The sequence below is a fragment of the Candidatus Atelocyanobacterium thalassa isolate ALOHA genome, assembly GCF_000025125.1.
Lineage (GTDB): Bacteria > Cyanobacteriota > Cyanobacteriia > Cyanobacteriales > Microcystaceae > Atelocyanobacterium > Atelocyanobacterium thalassae.
Map to the genome: position 1 here is coordinate 963,608 of NC_013771.1, position 21,045 is coordinate 984,652.

The 21,045-nt window shown below is 30.6% G+C and carries 13 protein-coding genes and 2 tRNA genes; 7 read left to right on the forward strand and 8 right to left on the reverse strand.

From position 1 onward, the window contains the following. Positions 1 to 9: 9 nt before the first annotated feature. Both UCYN_RS04000 and ald read left to right on the forward strand, forming a co-directional pair. The gene (locus tag UCYN_RS04000; protein ID WP_012954223.1) at positions 10 to 1,107 is read left to right on the forward strand and encodes a glycosyltransferase family 4 protein; all 1,098 of its coding nucleotides are present in this window, start codon (positions 10 to 12) and stop codon (positions 1,105 to 1,107) included. 37 nt (positions 1,108 to 1,144) lie between these two features. After that, on the forward strand, positions 1,145 to 2,236 hold the full coding sequence (gene ald, locus UCYN_RS04005; protein WP_012954224.1) for an alanine dehydrogenase: 1,092 nt from the start codon (positions 1,145 to 1,147) through the stop codon (positions 2,234 to 2,236). Positions 2,237 to 2,241: 5 nt separating this feature from the next. Here ald and UCYN_RS04010 read toward each other — a convergent pair whose 3' ends face one another. Together UCYN_RS04010 and UCYN_RS04015 are read right to left on the reverse strand one after the other, a co-directional pair. Next, positions 2,242 to 4,674 carry an endonuclease MutS2 gene (locus tag UCYN_RS04010; RefSeq protein ID WP_012954225.1) on the reverse strand — a complete coding sequence of 811 codons (2,433 nt, stop codon included), beginning with the start codon at positions 4,672 to 4,674 and terminating at the stop codon, positions 2,242 to 2,244. 237 nt (positions 4,675 to 4,911) lie between these two features. Then, positions 4,912 to 4,984 (reverse strand) — tRNA-Glu (locus UCYN_RS04015). A gap of 289 nt (positions 4,985 to 5,273) precedes the next feature. Here UCYN_RS04015 and accD point away from each other — a divergent pair. The 3 genes from accD to UCYN_RS04030 all read left to right on the forward strand — a co-directional run bounded on the left by accD (position 5,274) and on the right by UCYN_RS04030 (position 8,994). Next, complete coding sequence (gene accD, locus UCYN_RS04020; protein WP_012954226.1) at positions 5,274 to 6,197, forward strand: acetyl-CoA carboxylase, carboxyltransferase subunit beta; 924 nt, start codon at positions 5,274 to 5,276, stop codon at positions 6,195 to 6,197. Between the two features lie 629 nt (positions 6,198 to 6,826). Further along, positions 6,827 to 8,815, forward strand: coding sequence for a DICT sensory domain-containing protein (locus UCYN_RS04025; RefSeq protein ID WP_012954227.1), 1,989 nt, complete (start codon positions 6,827 to 6,829; stop codon positions 8,813 to 8,815). 98 nt (positions 8,816 to 8,913) lie between these two features. Continuing rightward, a tRNA-Leu gene (locus UCYN_RS04030) sits at positions 8,914 to 8,994 on the forward strand. A gap of 19 nt (positions 8,995 to 9,013) precedes the next feature. Here UCYN_RS04030 and UCYN_RS04035 read toward each other — a convergent pair. Together UCYN_RS04035 and UCYN_RS04040 are read right to left on the reverse strand one after the other, a co-directional pair. Next, entirely contained in the window at positions 9,014 to 10,774 is a 1,761-nt protein-coding gene (locus tag UCYN_RS04035; RefSeq protein WP_012954228.1) for an ABC transporter substrate-binding protein, read from the reverse strand. 116 nt (positions 10,775 to 10,890) lie between these two features. Further along, complete coding sequence (locus UCYN_RS04040; protein WP_012954229.1) at positions 10,891 to 11,916, reverse strand: ABC transporter permease; 1,026 nt, start codon at positions 11,914 to 11,916, stop codon at positions 10,891 to 10,893. A 530-nt stretch (positions 11,917 to 12,446) separates the two neighbouring features. Here UCYN_RS04040 and UCYN_RS04045 point away from each other — a divergent pair. Beyond that, positions 12,447 to 13,580 carry a hypothetical protein gene (locus tag UCYN_RS04045; RefSeq protein ID WP_012954230.1) on the forward strand — a complete coding sequence of 378 codons (1,134 nt, stop codon included), beginning with the start codon at positions 12,447 to 12,449 and terminating at the stop codon, positions 13,578 to 13,580. Between the two features lie 200 nt (positions 13,581 to 13,780). Further along, positions 13,781 to 14,125: a hypothetical protein gene (locus UCYN_RS04050; RefSeq protein WP_012954231.1), complete on the forward strand. Its 345-nt coding sequence runs from the start codon at positions 13,781 to 13,783 to the stop codon at positions 14,123 to 14,125. A gap of 128 nt (positions 14,126 to 14,253) precedes the next feature. Here UCYN_RS04050 and UCYN_RS04055 read toward each other — a convergent pair whose 3' ends face one another. From UCYN_RS04055 to UCYN_RS06295, 4 genes are all read right to left on the reverse strand, one after another. Beyond that, a complete protein-coding gene (locus UCYN_RS04055; protein ID WP_012954232.1) occupies positions 14,254 to 17,136 on the reverse strand; it encodes a UPF0182 family protein in 2,883 nt (960 codons plus the stop codon). Positions 17,137 to 17,580: 444 nt separating this feature from the next. Continuing rightward, the gene (locus tag UCYN_RS04060) at positions 17,581 to 19,470 is read right to left on the reverse strand and encodes a DNA-directed RNA polymerase subunit gamma (RefSeq protein ID WP_012954233.1); all 1,890 of its coding nucleotides are present in this window, start codon (positions 19,468 to 19,470) and stop codon (positions 17,581 to 17,583) included. 589 nt (positions 19,471 to 20,059) lie between these two features. After that, on the reverse strand, positions 20,060 to 20,722 hold the full coding sequence (gene deoC, locus UCYN_RS04065) for a deoxyribose-phosphate aldolase (RefSeq protein ID WP_012954234.1): 663 nt from the start codon (positions 20,720 to 20,722) through the stop codon (positions 20,060 to 20,062). A gap of 132 nt (positions 20,723 to 20,854) precedes the next feature. Beyond that, entirely contained in the window at positions 20,855 to 21,019 is a 165-nt protein-coding gene (locus UCYN_RS06295; protein WP_012954235.1) for a DUF8624 family small hydrophobic protein, read from the reverse strand. Positions 21,020 to 21,045: the final 26 nt, after the last annotated feature.

The window sequence follows — 21,045 nt, forward strand, 5'->3', positions numbered from 1 at the left end:
ATATAAAAAATGCAAAAGAATTCTCAATTAATTATTAATTTATCATTATTGCTATCAAAGCCTACAGGAATTAGCAACTATGCCAAAAATATCTTCCCTTATTTAAAGCCTTTAAAGCCAATATTGCTAACTTCTAGAGAATATGAAGATTTTGATAACTATTTAATTTCTAATAATTTAACGCCAGAACAAGGTACTAAAGGTCATCTTAGACGTTTATTGTGGACACAATTTAAATTATCTAAAATCTATCAAAATCTTGATTCATCTCTATTATTTTCTCCAGTACCTGAAATTCCTTTATGGAGTTCTTGTAGATCAGTTGTTGTGGTACATGATTTAATACCATTACGTTTTCCCAACAAAGCATCCCCGCTATATTATTATTTCAAATATTATGTTCCTGAAGTATTACGACAAGCAAAGCATATTATTTGTAATTCTCAAGCAACTGCCGAAGATATTCACAATATGTTAAATATTCCTAGCTGCAAGATTACTCCTATTTTACTTGCTCATGATAATAGAAATTTTCGCTTACTAAATTCAGATCAGAATATAAACGAGCCCAATGTACCTTATTTTCTTTATATAGGACGTCATGATCCTCATAAAAATATTGCTAGTATATTAAAAGCTTTTTCTAAATTAAAAAATTATAAAAATTATCAAATATGGTTAGTTGGTCCAAAAGATAAAAGATATACCTTGCAGCTTCAGAATTTAGCTCAGGAATTAGGAATTAGTCAACAATTAAGAATTCTTGATTATGTTTCATACGAAAAGTTACCATTAATTTTAAATCAAGCACTAGCTTTAGTGTTCCCTTCTTTATGGGAAGGATTTGGTTTTCCAGTTTTAGAGGCAATGGCATGTGGAACTCCTGTTATTACTTCTAATATTTCTTCCTTACCTGAAATTGTAAAAGATGCAGCTTTACTAATCAACCCTTATATGTGTCAAGAAATCACTTCTGCCATGGAACAAATTATTAAAGATGATACTTTAAGATCACAACTTAAAATATATGGTCTTAAAAGATCTAAAGCTTTTAGTTGGCAAAATACAGGAGAGAAAACCCTAGCAATCTTAGCGAAATTTTTGTAAGCTACATCATGAGAAGTAATTGGAGTTAAAAAATTATATGGAAATTGGTGTTCCTAGAGAAATTAAAGATCAAGAATTTCGCGTAGGTTTAAATCCTAGTAGTGTAAAGGTATTATGTAGTCAGGGACACCAAGTTTTTATAGAAGAATCTGCAGGGGAAGGATCTAGCTTCTCTAATAAAGATTATGAAAAAGTAGGTGCTAAGATTACTGATAGAAAATTTGTATGGGAAAAAGACTTAATAATAAAAGTTAAAGAGCCCTTAGCTGAAGAATACTCCTACTTTAAAAAGGATCAAATACTTTTCACTTATTTACACTTAGCAGCGAATAGAACTCTCACAGAGGCTTTGGTTACATCAGGGATAACCGCAATAGCCTATGAGACAGTCGCTCTAGAAGATGGAAAACTTCCATTATTAACTCCTATGAGCATTATTGCTGGTCGTCTATCAATACAAATTGGTGCAAGATATTTAGAAAAGCAGCAAGGAGGACGAGGTATTTTATTGAGTGGTATCCCCGGAGTATCATCTGCTCAAGTAGTTATACTAGGAGGAGGTGTTGTAGGTTCAGAAGCAGCTCGTATTGCTTTGGGTATGGGAGCTAGAGTACAAATTTTTGATATTAATGTTGAACGCTTAAGGTATTTAGAAACAATTTTTGGTTCGCGAGTGGAATTGCTCCATAGCAACATCTATGAAATAGAAAAAATGATACCTAAAGCTGATTTGTTGGTTGGTGCTGTATTAATTCCTGGAAGACGCGCTCCTATTTTAGTTTCTAAAGATTTAGTATCTAAAATGAATCCAGGATCAGTTATCATTGACGTGGCTGTTGATCAAGGAGGGTGTATCGAAACTTTAAAAGCAACTTCTCACAGCTCACCTATCTATTTAGAACATAATGTAGTCCATTTTGGAGTTCCCAATATGCCTGGTGCTGTTCCGTGGACGGCTACACAAGCGCTAAACAATAGTACTTTACCCTATGTTTTAAAATTAGCTAATTATGGATTAGAGGCACTAAAAAAGGACACAAGCTTAGAAAAAGGTTTAAATATTAAAGATAAATCTATAGTTCATCCAGCATTGAAAGAAGTTTTTAGTGATATTAGTTCAAATACATAATATCTTTATTTTAAATGTACTAGTGTTACACCTGATCCTCCTTCATTTTGAGATGCTAGCTTAAAGTCCTTAACTTGAGGGTGAATTTTTAGAAATTCATGAACTCCTTGGCGTAATTTACCAGTTCCTTTTCCATGAATGATCCACAGAACTCCAATATTGGTAGCTTGAGCAATTGCTTTTTCTAAGCTAATTTCAGCTTCAAATATTCTTGTACCACGTATATCAAGAGTATTATTATCCGTTCTAATATCATATTGATTTCCGACGTCAATTGCCTGAATATCTTGTCGTTGAACTGATTGCTTTTTAGCTTTTAGTTTATCTACTTTTAAACCGTCTAGTGATTCAATATCTGTAAATAATATTTTCATTGTCATTAAACCAAAACGAACAACTACCTCTTGGCTGTCAGCGATGACATCTAATACTTGAGCATTTTGGCCAAATTTAGTAATTTTAACCTTTTCTCCAATTTTTGGACAATAAGACGAATATTCTTTTTTAACTTGAGGAAGTTTTTCCTTAGAAATATTTAAAATTTCTTTAGTTGCTTGTAGAGCTTTTTGACTGGTTTTGTCTCCTTGTTGTAAATGTCGAATTACTTGAGCTATTTCTTCTTTAGCACTAGAGATAGCTTTCTGAATTTCTTTTTCTTGAAAATGTTTAAGTTCCTGCTCTCTTTCTTTCAAGATAACAGCTTTATCTGATACTTCTGTATAAAAATTTTTAGCTTGTTTAAGTAGTTCTTGTGCTTCGTTAGCTTTTAGTTCTTGTTTATTACGTTGTTCTTCTAATCCCAAAATAATATCATTAACATCTTTAGATTGTTCTCCAACAATATTTCTTGCAGCTTGAAGAATATTAAGATCTAAACCTAGATTCTGAGCAATACTGATGGCATTGGATCGTCCTGGAATGCCCCATAACAAACGATAAGATGGAGAGAAAGTTTGATCGTTAAATTCTACTGAAGCATTCTCAAATCTTGAATCTCGATATTTTAAAGCTTTAATTTCTCCATAATGCGTTGTAGCAATTGTCAACAGAGCATGGTTTGCTAAGTGACTTAATAACGAAATTGCTAATGCGCTACCCTCAGTAGGATCAGTACCTGCTCCCACTTCATCTAAAAGAACTAAGCTTGAACAGTTTTTAAACTTATTTAATATTTTCGAACTATTTGATTTAGAAGAATTGGATACAGCTTTAAGGATGAGAATAATACGACGAATGTGGCTAGAAAAAGTAGATAAGTTTTGTGTTATGGATTGCTCATCGCCAATATCAGCCAATACATTTTTAAACCAAGGCAATTTAACAGGACTTACCGCAGGAATGAATAAACCAACTTTAGCCATTAAGGCAGCTAAACCTAAGGTTTTTAGCGTAACAGTTTTCCCTCCTGTGTTTGGCCCAGTAATAGAAACTACATTAATTTTAGAATTAATCTGAATATCTATAGGAACTACTTGCACTCCTTGTTCCTTCTTTTGTTGCCAAATCAATAATGGATGATATAGCTTACGAAGAATAATTGTTTCTCCTTCTTCGATAAATTGAGGGATGTTTCCTCCTAACCACAGACTGTAGCGAGCTCTAGCTGTTGCTAGATCTAATTTTTGTATTGCTTCAACGAGATACTTTAAACTTTCTGCTACTTCGGCTATTTTTTCAGTTAATTGTCTAAGAATTACTATTTCTTCTATTGTTTCTTGGCGTAGATATTGGCAGTATTTATTACCAATATCTACGATATAACTTGGTTCTATATAAACTGTCATACCAGTATTGGAAGTGTCATGAACAATACCTGGAATTTGATCTTTTTGTAAAGTTTTTACAGGAATAACGAAACGATTATTTCTCTGAGTAATAAGACTTTCTTGGATAGCTCCTGCTTTTTTGTTTATGATACTTTGAAGCTTTTGATAAATTTCATTACGCAATTCTCTAAGTAAAAGTCTGATTTTACTTAATTTAGAGCTAGCATGCTCAGTTATATCCCCATTTTCATCAACACAGTAACGTATTGTTTGCTCTAATTCAGGATAGGTTTTGATATTGTTAACTAATTTTTTTAAATTGAATAATGGTAATTTTTCATAACTATTGACTATTTTTCTCAACCGCCTAACTTTATCTAATGTAATTGCGATACCTAATAAATCTTTTCCGGAAAGATACCCACCTAAAGCGGCTATTTTCACAACATCTCTGATATCAACTATTCCTTCGAATATCAGCTTTATTTTTGGATCTTGCTCCAAATAATAAACTTCTTCAGTTTGTGACAATAATTCTTGACTTTCTGTTAACAATTCGGGAATATCTGGATTCTGGGCCGCAGTGATTCCCATCTTAGTTGTTGCAAAGGTAGCTAAATGGCTACATAATCGAGACCATTCTAAAAGTTTTAAAGTTTCTTGATGAATCAATTCTAGATATTTTGATAAATAAATTCTAATAACTATTCTAAAGTAAAAACCTAACTTTAAGCTATATTTGGATAACTTTTAGCTACTTGATGTCTTGATAACCTAATTATTAGTCTATAGTTATTTCAGCAAACCTCAATCGCTATAAGCGCTAGCTAAATAATATAACAAAATACTGCTAGACGATTTCCCTAATATCAGTCTTAAAGAAATTATCTAACAGTATTATGATCTTTATACCCCCAAGGGAATTTGAATCCCTGTCGCCTCCGTGAAAGGGAGGTGTCCTAGGCCACTAGACGATGGGGGCCTGTATGTTACCCGCTTAGTCATGATAGCAAGAGTTTTTATAAGTGTCAACACTTAAACCTTTTTTTCTATACTAAAATATTCAATATATAAAATTTTGATGTCGTTGAATCAGAAATAGAATTTAGTCTATTCTTAAATTATTAATTACTCAATAAAGACTTTGATAAATATATTTCTGTTAATATTGATTTAAATTTGAAGTGATGATTATCATACGATTATTAAACTTTTTCTTTTTAATGAAAATAAATAATTAAATAGTAGTAGAACAAATCCTGAATTAATTTATGTCTATATTTGATTGGTTTGCTAAACAAGAAAAATCAGGACCGCCCGTACAACAAGAACAATATAAAGAAAGAGAAATTGCCGATGGTCTGTGGACTAAATGCACTGAATGTGGAACATTAACCTATACAAAAGACCTCAAGGCTAATCAACTTGTGTGTAAAGAATGTGGTTATCATTTTCGAATGGAAAGTTCAGAAAGGATTGTTCAACTAATTGATAACAATACATGGAAGCCTTTGTCAGAAAAGCTTTCTCCGCTAGATCCTTTGAAATTTTGTGATCGAAAACCCTATAGCGATCGCATTAAAGATACTCAAGAAAAAACAGGATTAATAGATGCAGTTCAAACAGGAACAGGACTAATAGATGGACTACCTGTAGCACTCGGAGTTATGGATTTTCGCTTTATGGGAGGTAGCATGGGTTCTGTAGTAGGAGAAAAATTATGTCGACTTATAGAATATGCCACAAAAAAAAGATTTCCAGTAGTTATTTTTTGTGCTTCTGGTGGAGCTAGAATGCAGGAAGGAATGCTAAGTTTAATGCAAATGGCTAAAATTTCTGGAGCTTTGGAAAAACATCGAAATGCTAAGCTCCTCTACATTTCTGTATTAACTCATCCTACAACAGGAGGAGTTACAGCGAGCTTTGCTATGCTAGGTGATATAATTCTTGCAGAACCCAATGCAACAATTGGTTTTGCGGGGAGAAGAGTTATTGAACAAACTTTAAGAGAAAAACTACCTAATAAATTTCAGACTTCTGAGTATTTACTAAAACATGGATTTGTAGACTCTATTATTATTCGTACTCAACAGAAAAAAATGCTATCTCAATTAATTAGCATACATCAGCCTTTCTTACCAGTACTCCCATTACTGAATAGAAATAGTGATTATCTTCTAGATAATGAACTATAGAAATAGTGAATTTTTAATAAAATACAAGTCACTAAAAAATATTGTCTTCACGTGCTTTATTTAGCAATAAAACATTTTTTCGCAAAAATTGTATAGCTCATATGACAACTATTGTTTTAATTGCTTTTATAAAAATTAAATTAGTTTTGATCACATCTTTCTAAGTTATCTATATCTAATAGTAACTATTCATATTGTTTGTTAAAAATTTTACTTTTTATGCAATTAGCCAAGTACTAGTTAATTTTAGATCAATAAGCTTTTCTAAAATTTTGTAAAACCTTCTTTTTAAAAGAAGAGAAATAAAAACTTGTAGATATATACATAAGTTACTTAATAATTATCCGCAAATATAAAATTGATGAATTAAGTATTATTAAACTTTATTTACTTTCTTAATTACTAGACACCACAAGATGTAAGATAAAAGCATAAATAAAAATTACAAAATTTACATTTTTGTTATCTAAAAATAAATTATTTTTTATCTCATACTTCAGGTTTATTTCTGATATAAAACTTGGGTATTAGTCACAGATTCTCATAGCTAATCGCAAGAGTCATAATGATTTTTATCATAGAAAATAAAGGGCATCGATTTTGTTAGAAGAATTCGAAAATAATTATTGATGAGCAGGTCAAAATCGGTTTTAGCAAAACTGTTACAAATTTTTCCTCAGTTACAGCCTCAAATGTACTTCAAGGCTTCCTTAACTGCTTTATCTCATGCAATGGAAGATCAGATACTTGCAGGAAAAGAGAAACCTTTAGTTATTGCGAGCTTTCAAAGAGAACGGTTTTATCGTCAAGAAGCTCAACGCTATCGACGTATCGCTAATAAAACTGATCAAGTATATGTTTTAGCTGCTCCAGAAAATGAATTTAAGAATAGTTCTCAGAATTACGAAACAATTGCTTTTCAGTCAACAGAAACTTTAAGCAAAGAATGGCATTTGATTGTTATAGGAATGGGCTATGTTAGCTGTCTTGTTTGTCAAGAAAAAGTCATATTAAACAATCAAACTATAAACCCAGTTATTGATAATAATCGACGTTTTGAAGGTATATGGACTTTTGACCGAAGAGTTGCTCAACATGCAGCCGATATTCTCTTAAATATAATTGTTGACTATTGTCCAGAATTGAAAAATAAAATAGAACAAGCACGTCAAAAATATTTACCTCCTCCTGTTCTAAATCAAATAATTATTGAACAGAAAGACATAAAAAATAATACTGCGTGGAAGATAGAGAATGCAAATCCTGACCCATTTGTACAAAGATTAGTTACTTATCTACAAGCTGGTCACTATAAGTTAATTAAAGCTAATCGTTCACTAGCAGCAAAAGAACATAAAGAAAGATTGATTAACTCTATTACTACTGCTATTCGCTTATCTCTTAATTCTGAAGAAATTCTACAAACTGCTGTCCAAAAGTTAGGGAAGGGATTAGGAATTTGTAGATGTCTAGTTTATCGTTGTAAAGAAACTGATGATAAAGCTACTGTTGAGCATGAATTTCTTAATCAAGACATATTATCTATTAAAGAGCAAGTTTGGTTTCTCTATGATAATCCTTTATTTCAAGAAGTAATTAAATTACAAGGGGCTTTAACTATTGATAACACTACTAACGATCCCCGTATTATTAATAGTCGTAAAGGAAAGAAAGAAACTCTACAAACTCTTGTTAAAAATTATTCAATTTTATCTTGGATGTTAGCCCCTATTCTATATCGAGGTCAACTCTTGGGTATGTTAGAGTTACACCATTGTGGTCCTAGGCCTATTTCTTGGAAAGAAGAAGATGTTACTTTTATAAATGCTATTACTACACAGATTGGTGTTGCTTTAATTCAAGCAGAAGCTTATGCTCACCTTCAAGATCTTAATGAACAACTTGAAGCGCTCGATTATACTCGTTCTAATTTAGTAGCCATTACAGGCCATGAGCTTCGGACTCCATTGTCAACAATTCAAGTTTGTTTAGAAAGTCTAACGTTAGAACCTGACATGTCTCTAGATTTGCGTCAGGTGATGTTAAATACTGCTTTGCAAGATGCTGAGAGAATGAGAAAATTAATACAAGATTTTTTAATTCTATCTAGACTTGAGAGTGGAAGAGTTGAGTTAAATACAGAAGTATTAAACTTAAACGAATGTTTAGAGTTATCACTTAGTAATATTAAAGCTCTTTATAGAGAAAAACAGATACCTAGGATTGAAACTAAAAGTTTTTTAAATAATAGATTACCTTTAGTAAAAGCCGATGGAGAATGGTTAGTAGAAGTTCTAGCAAAGTTACTAGACAATGCATGTAAATTTACTAGCAAAGAAGGAAAAATAACCATAGAAATTAATCAAAATAGTCCTCATTATTTAGAAGTGACCATAGCAGATACTGGAAGAGGTATCGAAACCAAGAAATTAGAGACAATTTTTGATAGGTTTTATCAAGAAGAAGGAGCTTTAAGACGTAGTATCGGAGGAACAGGCTTGGGCTTAGCAATTTGTCGTCAAATAGTTCAAGGTTGGGATGGAGAAATTTGGGCAGAGTCTAAAGGTAAAGAACATGGTAGTCAGTTTCACTTTACAGTCCCCATACATTTGACATAACTTAATAATATTAAAAAATACAATTAATTTTTAGTTTATTTTGAAACTAAAAGCTTGAAATAAAAAAGACAGTGTGTTACGATACTATCTGGTATAAAGCGGACGTGGCGGAATTGGTAGACGCGCTAGATTTAGGTTCTAGTGTCCTTGGCGTGAGAGTTCGAGTCTCTCCGTCCGCATAATCGAAATCACTAGTAATTATTCTTCTTCATTAAAATCATTAATAGATAATTTTTCTATATTCCAGAATGCTCCTCTTAGTGAAGAGTAGTTAATATCTACAAAACGATTTTTAACTGCCGCAAAAGAATAAGGATTGACTAAATAAATAAACGGTAAATTTTCTGAGACTACTTCTTGTGCTTCTGCGTAAATTTTTTCTCTTTTTTCAAGAGAAAGTTCTTGAGAGCCAGCCACGTATAAATCTTCTATTCTTTTCTCCCATTCTGATACTGTCCTCCCAGTCAATGACTTTGAATTAGATTGTAATTCTTGATTAAACATATGGAGATTTCCATCTGTATACCAAACATTGGGGGAATGTGGTTCATTTCCTCCCGTAAATCCGATAATATTAGCTTCCCAATCCAAAGAGTTACTTAATTTATCTATTAATACATTAAAAGCAAGAGGGCTAAAATTAACCTTTATCCCTAATTCTCTTAAATCCTCTTTAATTTGTGCACCGATAGCTTCACGAACTTTATTTCCTGCATTAGTTATTAAATTAAATTCTACATAGTTACCATTTTTATCTAGTAAATTAGAATCTTTATCATATTTAAAACCTTCTTTTCGTAATAATTCTCTAGATTTCTCGATATCATAATCGTAACCTTTGATTGTTTCATCATAATAAGGAGATTGTATAGAAATCTGAGTATCTTGAAAACTTCCTAAGCCTCTATAAATATTATTTATTATTCGAGTTCTATTAATTCCGTAAGCAATGGCTTTTCTGAAATTTTTGTTATTAAACCAGCTTGATTTAATAGGATCTACCAAAGACTTTCCATCCCTTTTACCTTCATTAAGATTAAAAGACATAAAGTTAGTCCCATATGAAGGTCCTCCATTATAAATAGTGAAATTATTACGTTTTTCTTCTCTTTTCAAGAGAGAAAAATACTCTGGGGTAACACTAATGGAGTCTAAACTTCCAGATCTAAATTGTAACAATGCCGTATCAGTAGATTCTACAATTTCCCAAATAACATTCTCAATATTAGGCAATTGTGATCCTTTAGAATCTTTTTTCCAATAATAGGGATTTCTCTCAAAAATAATTCGCTGACTAGTGATATATTTTTTAATCTTAAAAGGACCATTAACAATAATATCTTCAGGAGAAGTATCAGTTCCCCAAGTCGATAAAAATTTGGGATTCCCCTTATCATCAATATTCTGCACGCTTTTAAGTAAGACGTGAGCAGGTAGTATAGGAAGTTGAGCGTTATCTAAGAAAGGGGCGAATGGTTCAGAGATTTTAAATTCAATACGTTGCTGATCAATTTTTCTTATGATTGGTAATTTTCCACTCTTTCCTACCCTGAAATTGTCTCGATAGTTATTAGGAATTTTTTTATTAAGATATAAATTATTATAAGTAAAAATAATATCATCCACAGTCAAATCTTCACCATCAGACCATTTAAGATTTTTCCTTAAGGTAAATATAATATTTAATTTATCATCAGAGATTTTCCAGGACTCTGCAAGTGCTGGTTCTTTTTTCCCAGTAATAGGATTTTCTGTAATTAACCCTTCATAGGTTAATGAAAAAATATTTGGAGATTCCTGAGATAAAATAGCGTTAAAAGTTTTAGGATCACTTAAAACAGATAAAACGACTTGATTCTTGTTAGTGTTTGTAACACAAGCATTGAGCTGTAATAAACATATACTGACTAAAACGATCAATAACCAACGCAGAAAAATAATATATTTTTTCTTGTACATTCTACTTAAGTGCTTGATTAAGAATATTATCTAGAATATTAATAAAATAAAGTTATGTAAATACAATAAAAAAATATATTTTTAAATAAGATTTCTTTTTATATAACTTTATTTTATTAATATCTAATACGAGGATCAATATAGGCATTGAGTAAGTCAACTAAAATACTTACTGAAACTACAATCACAGAAAAAAAGACCATAATTCCCTGAACTGTTGCGTAATCTCTTGCAGCTATTGCTTGATATAAGCTATTACCTAGTCCAGGCCAAGAAAAAGTCACTTCAGTTAAAACTGCACCACCTAATAAAGAAGAAAAAATTAGACCTAGAATAGTAACAACTGGGATAAGAGCATTCTTAAAAGCATAGACAAATAAAATTCTATATACAGGTATGCCACGAGCTTTTGCAGCTTCAACATATTTAGCCTTAAGAGTATGCTTAAGGTTCAACCTGACTATCCTTTCAAAGATACCACTTAGTAATAATCCTAAAGTGATACAAGGCAATATTAGGTGATAAATAGAAGTAAAAAATTGATAGACATCGCCATTTAGAATACTGTCTAAAGTATAAATTCCTGTTATTTTGCTAGGAGAGATTTTATCTACTGGAAAGCGAGTTCCGAGAGGAAGTAGCTTTAGTTGTACTGCAAAGATTAACTGAAAAACCATCCCTACCCAAAAAATTGGTAATGAATAAGATATTATTCCGAATAATCGACTAACTAGATCTACTGTAGTATTAGGATTTAATGCTGATATGATTCCTGCGGTTACACCAAGAATTATTGCCACAATCATACTATATAGTGTTAATTCAGCAGTAGCAGGGAAATGCTCCTTAATTATTTCCCATACAGGCTGTCCTTGGTTAACAATAGAAGTTCCTAAATTTAAAAGTAAAAGTTGGCCTAAATAATTTAAGTATTGTAGCCAGAGCGGCTGGTTTAATCCTAAAGTTTCTCTTAAGTTTTCTTTAGCAAATTCTGGAGCACGATTTCCTAAAATTGCATCAACTGGATCTCCTGTTGCTATTCTTAAAAGCAAAAATACTAGAGTGACTATTGTCCATATCATTAAAGGGGCAAGAAGTAAGCGAACAAGAACATAGTTTTGTATTGCTTTAAGACGAGACATTGCAGTAAATAATAGCAGGTATATTATGTATATTTTAAAGGCTTTAGTTTAATTTAGTCACTATTTAAAATGCTTAAGCTTTTTATTAATCAAGTTTAAAATGAAGAATCTAATTTTTATTTTTTTAATCAATATAGATTCAAATATTTTCTATAAAAATAATTAAACTATATACAACTCATACAAAATATATTTATTTACCTATAAAATCTTTAAAAAATATAGTGGTAATAGATAATAAATATAAATTTCGCATCTGAGATTGAGGAGATTAAATACATAATAAAAACTCATTTCATACACTATTTTATAAAGAATTTATTAGAACATCTTAAGTGAAAAACTAAAGACCAAAAGATAATCTAAGTTTTTGAATACTCATTAATAAATATATGAAGTTAAAGTAAATACTATAACTTTAAGTATGTCTGGTCTTTTATTTAATCTTAAATGAAGAAATTGACAAAAACAGTTAAAATATAAGACTAGTTTAAGATCTAGAGCAAGAAATTCACCTTTCGGTATGCTCCATGGCAGCATTTTTCAATAATAACTTTAAAGTTTTAATTCGTCCTTTAAAATATCAGGATCTTGATTGGCTAGAGACCCTAGATATTGAAACAATTCAAGTTCAACCAAGTTTAGGTTATATTTCTTTTCGAGAGGAATTAAAACAAACCAGATACTGGTTTAGATTAATAGAAATGTTTAATCAGTTTCCTAATTCTTTTAGAAACTACCGTAAAGTTTATATTGCAGAGTTACTGAGCATTTCTGGTGATCCAATATTAAAAGGATTTATTCACATCTCTCCTTTCAATATAAATTTAAGTACCTGGCGTATTGAAAGAATTATAGTTGTTTCAGATAAAAAACAATATGAAAAATTGAGCAATCCGAAAGAACTTGGAGCTCAATTATTACGCTACTGCCTAGGGATTATATGTGAGGCACGAACCTGGATTCTAGAAGTTGATATTAATAAAAATGACTTCTTGGCTTTATATCGTCAAAATGGTTTTCAGCCTTTAGCTAAACTTACTTATTGGGTACTAGATTCAGAACTACTATGGACTTTGTCACAAAAAAAAATAAATATCCCTAACCTCATGCCTGTTAGTAACTCTGATGCACATTTACTATGTCAATTAGATTGTGTATCTATGCCTCCTTTGTTACGTCAAGTTTTTGATCGTAATTCTGAAGATTTTAAACAATCTTTATTGGTATCAATATTTACAAAATGGCAACAGTGGTTCTTTAATAAGGAAATAGCCAAAGGTTATGTTTTTGAACCTCAACGAAAGATAGCAATTGGTTATTTTAAATTAGTTTTATCGAAAGATAATTCTCAATCACACCAAGCATACCTAACAATTCATCCTGCTTATGCTTGGCTTTATCCAAAGTTATTAGTGCAAGTAGCACAAATTGCCCAAAAATATCCTAATCAAAATTTAGAAATTGTATCAGCAGATTATCAACATGAAAGGGAAACTTATCTAAATGAACTTGGAGTAAATCGTACTAAGAGTACTTTATTAATGTCACGTTCTGTATGGCATAAGTTGAAAGAAGTTAAGACCAACGAACTTTATTTATCTGAAATGTTGCAAGGATTACATGTAAACCGGAGGAATCCTATTCCTGACAGATTTTTTTAAACTAAAATATTAATAAAGTTTGTCAAAAAGTTTATTATTAACTGTTCATATTTATACAAAGTAATCTAATAGTGAAATTTAAATATGGGGAAAATTTACATAACATTATATTTAAAGAAAAATATTACATATTATGTAAATCTTGTTGAATTATTGAGATAATATAAAGTCCTAATATTATTTTGGTGTTGAAATTTATTGTGTCTCAACTTACTCTTAATTTGGCTCAAGGATCTATAAAGTTTAATTTTCCTTTTGAAGCTGCACAAGCTTTAAAGGTAGAGATTGATAATTTAATGCAAAAGCTAAAAATAGTTGCATCTAAAATTAATAATGGAGAACAAAAAAAAGCAGAAGAATCCTTAGACTATCAGTATATAGGAGAAGTATTTATAGAAATTTTTTGCAATCCAAACATTTATCCTACCCCATTTGCCGCGAAAGTATTACTTACTATTCGAGATGACAAAATTCGTTTTAGTACAGAAACAGAATTGACTCGAATTGTTGATGATTTAAGACAATATTTTGAACAATTGAATTAATTAATAATATGGGTAACCAATGATATGGTCTACCCATATTATTAGTTAATTTTTTTAGCAATAATAGTTAACTAATTATTATTTTTGATATCAAGTAGAATAATATTTGGACCTGATTTAGTGATAACTTATAAATTAGTTTCTTTTTTAAAAATGGAATTCAAGGCCTCGCTTAAAGTTTTTGCCATAACAACTTGATTTTCATAGACAACTATTACTCTAACTAAAGTTGGCAAACTATTTTTTTTAGCTTCTAAGTATAATGGTTCAACATAAAGTAGTGACTGCTCTTTGAAAAAAGGAATTACTAAAAGATTTCCTTGTATTACTTGTGATTTTTGTCTACTCCATAAAGAGATTTGTTGAGAAATAACTGGATCTTGACTGATCAATGCCTCTACTTGCTCTGGACCGTAGACAATTCTTTGCTTAGGTAGTCTAAATAAAAGCATTTCACCATAGTTATTTTCATCTGAACGGGCAAATAATCCAGCAACTAAATTATTACGACTAGTAGGAGTATAAACATTAAATAACATAAATTCTGGTGTATCGTTTGTCAGACTCATTAGTAAGTAATAAGGTTCTACTGGTTGCTGATTTTCTCCATAAATTTCTTGAGGAATTCGCCACTGATCTTCTCGGTTATAAAAAACTTTAGGATCTGTCATATGATAAGTTAATAACCTTTCTGATTGAGCATTAAACATATCTTTTGGATAGCGTATATGGTCTTTTATAGAAATAGGGATTTCTTGAAATGGTTTAAAAAGATTCGGAAATATTCTATTCCATGTTTTAATTAGCGGATCATCTGGATCAATAACATAAAAGCTAATATCTCCATCATAAGCATCAATAACAATTTTTACTGAATTACGAATATAGTTAAAGGGAAAATCTCCTGGTTCAGAATAAGGATAACGATTACTAGTTGTATAAGCATCGATCATCCAATACAATTTTGCCTTTTCTAGTTTATTATTTTTTGCTTGTACTTCAGTTGTTACCAAATAAGGATCATTGTCAAAAAGAAGGAATGGGGCAATTTTTCTTATTCTTTGGTTAATATTACGTCGGAATATCAGTCGAGTATCTGGAGTAAAATTATGAGTGAAGATCATTTGCCAATCTCTTAAATAATTAGCAAATAAAATCTTTCTAGCCCAATTTTTGATTTTAATTCCTCCCTTGCCATCATAGGTATTATAGACATTGTCTTGTCCACTAGGAAAATCTAATTCTTGGACCTCTGTATTAGTCATAATATATGTATTAGTTGATTCTCCAAAATAAATTCTAGGATTATCAATAGAAGTATTGTCTTCTGAGTTTTCAAAAGTTTTTTCATTTAATATTTTGTTGTTTGTATTGATATTTTGTACGGAATAAAATGGTAATCCGCCTTCATCTACTTTATTTACTGGCGACAAAGTAAATCCGTAGCCATGTGTATATACTAAATGTTCATTAACCCAAGTTTTTGCAGGTTTTGGAACTTCTTCATAATCCAATTCTCGAGCCGCAATTAAAACCTGTTCTTTTACGATTTTAGATAAATTATCATTTTCTTCTAATGATATTGAGTAACGATCAATATCTGCATCATTAAATTTATAATAAGGTCGGAGTTGTTGTAGCTGACGATTAGTTTGTAATAAAGGACGAGGATCCCATAAACGAATATTATTGATAGTGAGACGGTTTTCGTCTAAAAATTTCTCAGTTAAGTTTCCAGTTCCATCAAAAGTTTTAATTCTTATCTTATCAAGATTAAAAGCACGTCGAGTTGAGGCGATATTGCGTTTAATATAAGGAATTTCTTGTGCTAATTCATTAGGTTCTACAATTAAACTTTGTATAACCTCTTGACCAAACCAGGTCATAGGCAAAATAGCTATATACAAAAATAATGGAGTGTAATAAAAAATACTTTTTGCATTACTTGTCATTCCTCGAAGTAATAATAGTAAAGATAAAATAGTTGCTATTATTGCTGTTAGCGTATAAACAGGGATAAGAAAATAAACATCAGTATAGCTAGCTCCAAAAACAACTCCTTTAGTCGAGTATAGTAATTCATATCTAGCTAACCAATGATGAAATGCAATAACTAATACAAGTAAGCTACTTAAGGTAAATATATGACGCAATTGTTTCTGAGAAAATCCTGGGAAAATACCATGTCCTATGCTATTTGCTGCCATAAGATAAGTTAGGACAACCGAAATCAAGCCAAATAAGAACAAACCACTTAACCAAAAATCAATTAACTTCCAAAATGGGAAACTAAAAGTATAAAAACTAATATCTTTACCAAATTGAGGATCAGCTTCACCAAAAGGAACAGAATATAAATATTGTAAAACTCTAGACCAATTACTAGATAATATAAGACCTAATGTAAAACCAAAAATCAAAGATGTTACTCTAAAAAAAAGTTTTACATTGTATAAAACTAAAATTATAGTTAGTCCAATAATCCCAATTTTCCATAATTGGTTTAATTCTTGAAATATAAACTTAAAATTAAAATCTAGAAAAGATAAAGAAGGAAGAGTTGGTATCTCATTTTGTAAAGGGAAATTAAATATCCAAGAATTATAGGCAATTTGACAAAAATATGTAAGCATAAACCCTACAATTCCCCCTAACGCCATAACAATCAAAATTAGATGCAATAATCCTAGAGAAAAACAAGGAGGAGAAGAATCAAGTTGTATAAATTGAGATTTTTTTTTAGGATATATCTTGTGATTTTGAAAAGAGTCACTCCATTTATCATGTTCTGCTTGGTTTAAATTTTTAAATAAAAACCATATAGAAAAGCTGCTGATGAATATTAACAAATTTAGCTTCCAAAAAAGCTGTTTTAAAAAAACTTCTAGATAGCCTACTTCTTCAAACCAAAATTTTTCTACAATAATATAAGAAAATAATTCACAAAGACATCCAATGATTAGTATAGATAAACCAGATTGAATAAAAAAACGTTTTGAAAGTTTTAACATTGTATAAAAATTAGAGTTTTAAATACAGGAATTACAAATCACGAAGGAAGTTAAGATTAATTTTCTTATTTGTGTTTTAGTATATAGTGCCTATAAATAATATGTTAGTGCCTAATTATTTATATAAGAATGAGATACAGCTTACTAATATATCTAGTAGATTATAAGTTTTACAACTTATCTTGGTAAAGTTACTATAAAAACTGACTGATATTCAATGAAGGTAATACCTTAATATACAAACAGATAAATTTTTAAAGATTTAAATTATTGAAGTAATTTTTATTGATAATGAGCTATGTATAGCTGCATATTATAATTAATCGTACAAACATAAAAAATATAAATCATACTTTATAGAAAAATTTTCCATAAAATATGATTTATATTTTTTAAATAACTTTAAAATAATCTTTCTATGTAATAGAAATACAATACATAAGATTAGTCTAAAAAAGCTAAAGCGTCCTGAATTGTTTTGTTATAAATTATTCGTCCTGCTGTAGTGCGAATAAATTGAGAAAGAATTTCTCCGTTTAGTTCTCTGACCTTACGTTCTCTGTAATATTTTATTATACTACCATCTTCAGAAGTTTCTGTTTTTATTACTTCTTTATCTGGTTTGTCTGTAATAACCTCTTCATAGGGATCTTCACATCGAAGCCAAATATAAGCATGTAAATCAATATTACCTTGCTCATAAGCTTTAATAGCATCTTCAAAATTAGCGAAATATCTTCCTCCCCCTTTTTGGGCGTCAGGATTTTCTGCTGTAAGATAATAACATCCAAGAACCATATCTTGCGAAGGAGCAACAATGGGGGCTCCTGTAGCTGGTGATAGAATGTTATGACAAGCTAGCATTAGTAATCTTGCTTCTGCTTGAGATTCTAACGATAAAGGAACATGAACTGCCATTTGATCACCATCAAAATCAGCATTAAATGCTGGACAAACCAAAGGATGTAACTGAATAGCTCTTCCTTCAACTAAAATTGGTTCAAATGCTTGAATTCCCAAGCGATGCAAAGTAGGAGCACGGTTAAGTAAAACAGGATGTCCCGCAATTACTTCTTTTAGAACATTCCAGATACTAGAATCACCCTTAATGATAAGCTTTTTAGCAGCTTTAATATTATTTACTAAGCCTAAACGTATTAGACGATGAATTACAAAAGGTTGAAATAATTCGATAGCCATTTCACGAGGTAATCCGCATTGGTAAATTTTTAATTTTGGACCTACTACAATTACAGAACGACCAGAGTAATCAACCCTTTTTCCTAAAAGATTTTGACGAAAACGACCTTGCTTACCTTCAATAATATCAGATAATGATTTGAGAGGTCTATTATTCGCTCCTACCACTGTACGACCTCTTCTCCCGTTATCAATCAGAGCATCAACTGCTTCTTGCAGCATACGCTTTTCATTCCGAACAATAATTTCTGGAGCAAGAATTTCTTGAAGTCGAGCCAAACGGTTATTACGATTGATAACTCTTCGATATAAATCATTTAGATCAGATGTTGCAAAGCGTCCCCCATCTAACTGAACCATGGGTCGAAGATCAGGAGGAATTACAGGAATTACTTCTAAAACCATCCATTCGGCGAGTGATCCAGTAGCAATGAAGTTATCTATTACTCGTAGACGCTTAATTAGTTTTGCTCTCTTTTGCCCTTTACTTTGAGTAATTTCTTCTCGTAACTTTTCTGCTATTTCTTCTAGATCCATTTCTTGAAGTAATCTATGAATCGCTTCCGCTCCAATACCAACTTCTATTCCATATAGATCTGAGTCTTCAGCATAAATTTGATCTTCAATTTCAATCCATTGCTCTTCAGTTAATAGTTGTTTATATTGAAGATTGCTAGCATTGCCTGGGTCTAAAACTACGTAAGCATTAAAGTAAACAATTTGTTCTACGTCTTTTAAAGCCATATCAAGTAAGATACTCATATAGCTAGGAATTCCTTTCAAATACCATACATGTGTAACAGGAGCCGCTAACTTTATAAAACCCATGCGATGTCTACGAACACGAGATTCTGTAACTTCAACTCCACAACGTTCACAAACAATACCACGGTGACGAACTCTCTTATACTTGCCACACCAACATTCCCAGTCTTTTGAAGGACCAAAAATTCGTTCACAAAATAGTCCGTCCATCTCTGGCTTCAAAGTTCTGTAATTGATGGTTTCAGGCTTCGTCACCTCTCCAACAGTAGTACCATTAGGAAGAGTTCTTTCCCCCCACTGACGGATACGTTCTGGAGAAGCTAATCCAATTTTGACATAGTCAAATCTTGTATCTTGTTCTGGTTTCATGTTTGATAATTTTAAGAATATAAAATTTTTTCCTATCTCTACTAATTACTGCATAACTAATTTTGTAGAAGATTTAGTAACGTAATAGAGAGAAATTAATAGTAGTTAGAATAAACTTAAAACTCTAGAGTAAAATAATGAACACTATTTTTTATACTTACACATAATGAATAATGACATTTTTAACATTTACTTTTAATTTATAATTAAAATTATTTTAGAAATAGTTAATTCCTAAAATAGAAAGTTTAAATATTAATTGCAGTTTTTATTAAAAACCTCCGTTTCAGAATTTTAAGTTTACTCTTTAAGAATATCTACTAAAGATAATACATATTGAATGTAAAATAAAATCAGCCTTTTATCATACAATTTTTTAGCTTTTAGAGCAATATTTTAAGTAAGAATAAACAATTAATACTTCTAATATAAATGAAAATATAATCTATAGACTATATAAAAGTTAACAAGTTGGTTTTTAAACATTCAGCAAAATATTAAAAATAATTACCTTAGATTAGTTTACTCCAAAAAATTACTTAAAGAACTGAGTTAAAGTTAGTATTTCTATTATTTATTAGTATGAAAGTTATTTATTTTGATTTCTCACTATATTGATACCGTGAGAAGTACCTATACGAATTGCACCTAATTCGTATAAATCTGAGGCTTGTTTAAAAGTTTGAATTCCCCCAGAAGCTTTGATTCCAATTTTACCAGCGCAAATTTTATTTAAATATTCAATATCGATCTTTGTAATTCCTCCAAACCATCCAGTATTAGTTTCTATATATTTAGCTCCGGCATCTGTGCAAACTTCAACGGCTAAATTCTTTTCTGTATTTGTTAATAAATTACTTTCTAAAACTACCTTGATTGTTTTTTTTGTTATTTCACATATCGATGATATTTCATCATAAATAAACTTTGAATTACCTGATTTTAATTCTCCAAGATTTATCATGACATTCAATTCCTTAGCACCATTATCAGACGCTTCTTGTGCTTCATAAAGTTTAACTGATGAAGTAGTAGCACCTGCAGGAAATCCAATTACCGTACATACAGATATGTTGGTTCTATGGAGTAGCTGAACTGCTTGAGAGACTGAATTAGGGTATACACATACGCTGGGGAATTTAAAATATTGAGCTTCTTCACATAGTGTTTTAACATCTTCATCAGTATAATTAGGATTAAGCGATGAGTGCTCGATATAGTCAGCAATATTAATATTTAATTGAGATTCCATTTAAGTATTTAAGTTGTAGTTTGAAAAAGTATTTATTTTATAATATGTAAATTTTACTGATAACCTTATTTAAAAAGTATTTGTGTAAATTTTCAGATTTTACAAAATTTATTATATTTTCAAAGGATAATATTAGAAACGAATAAACTCAATTTTACTATCATTAAAAGTCATACTTAATGGAGCTGGCGTCAACAAATCAGATGTTATAAATGAACGTGCAATCATTATAAATAAAGAAATTATAAAAATAATAAGAATTAAGAGAGGAGCTATATATTCTCGGAAAAACTGCATAAAAATCTAATTGCTAGTACGTTAGC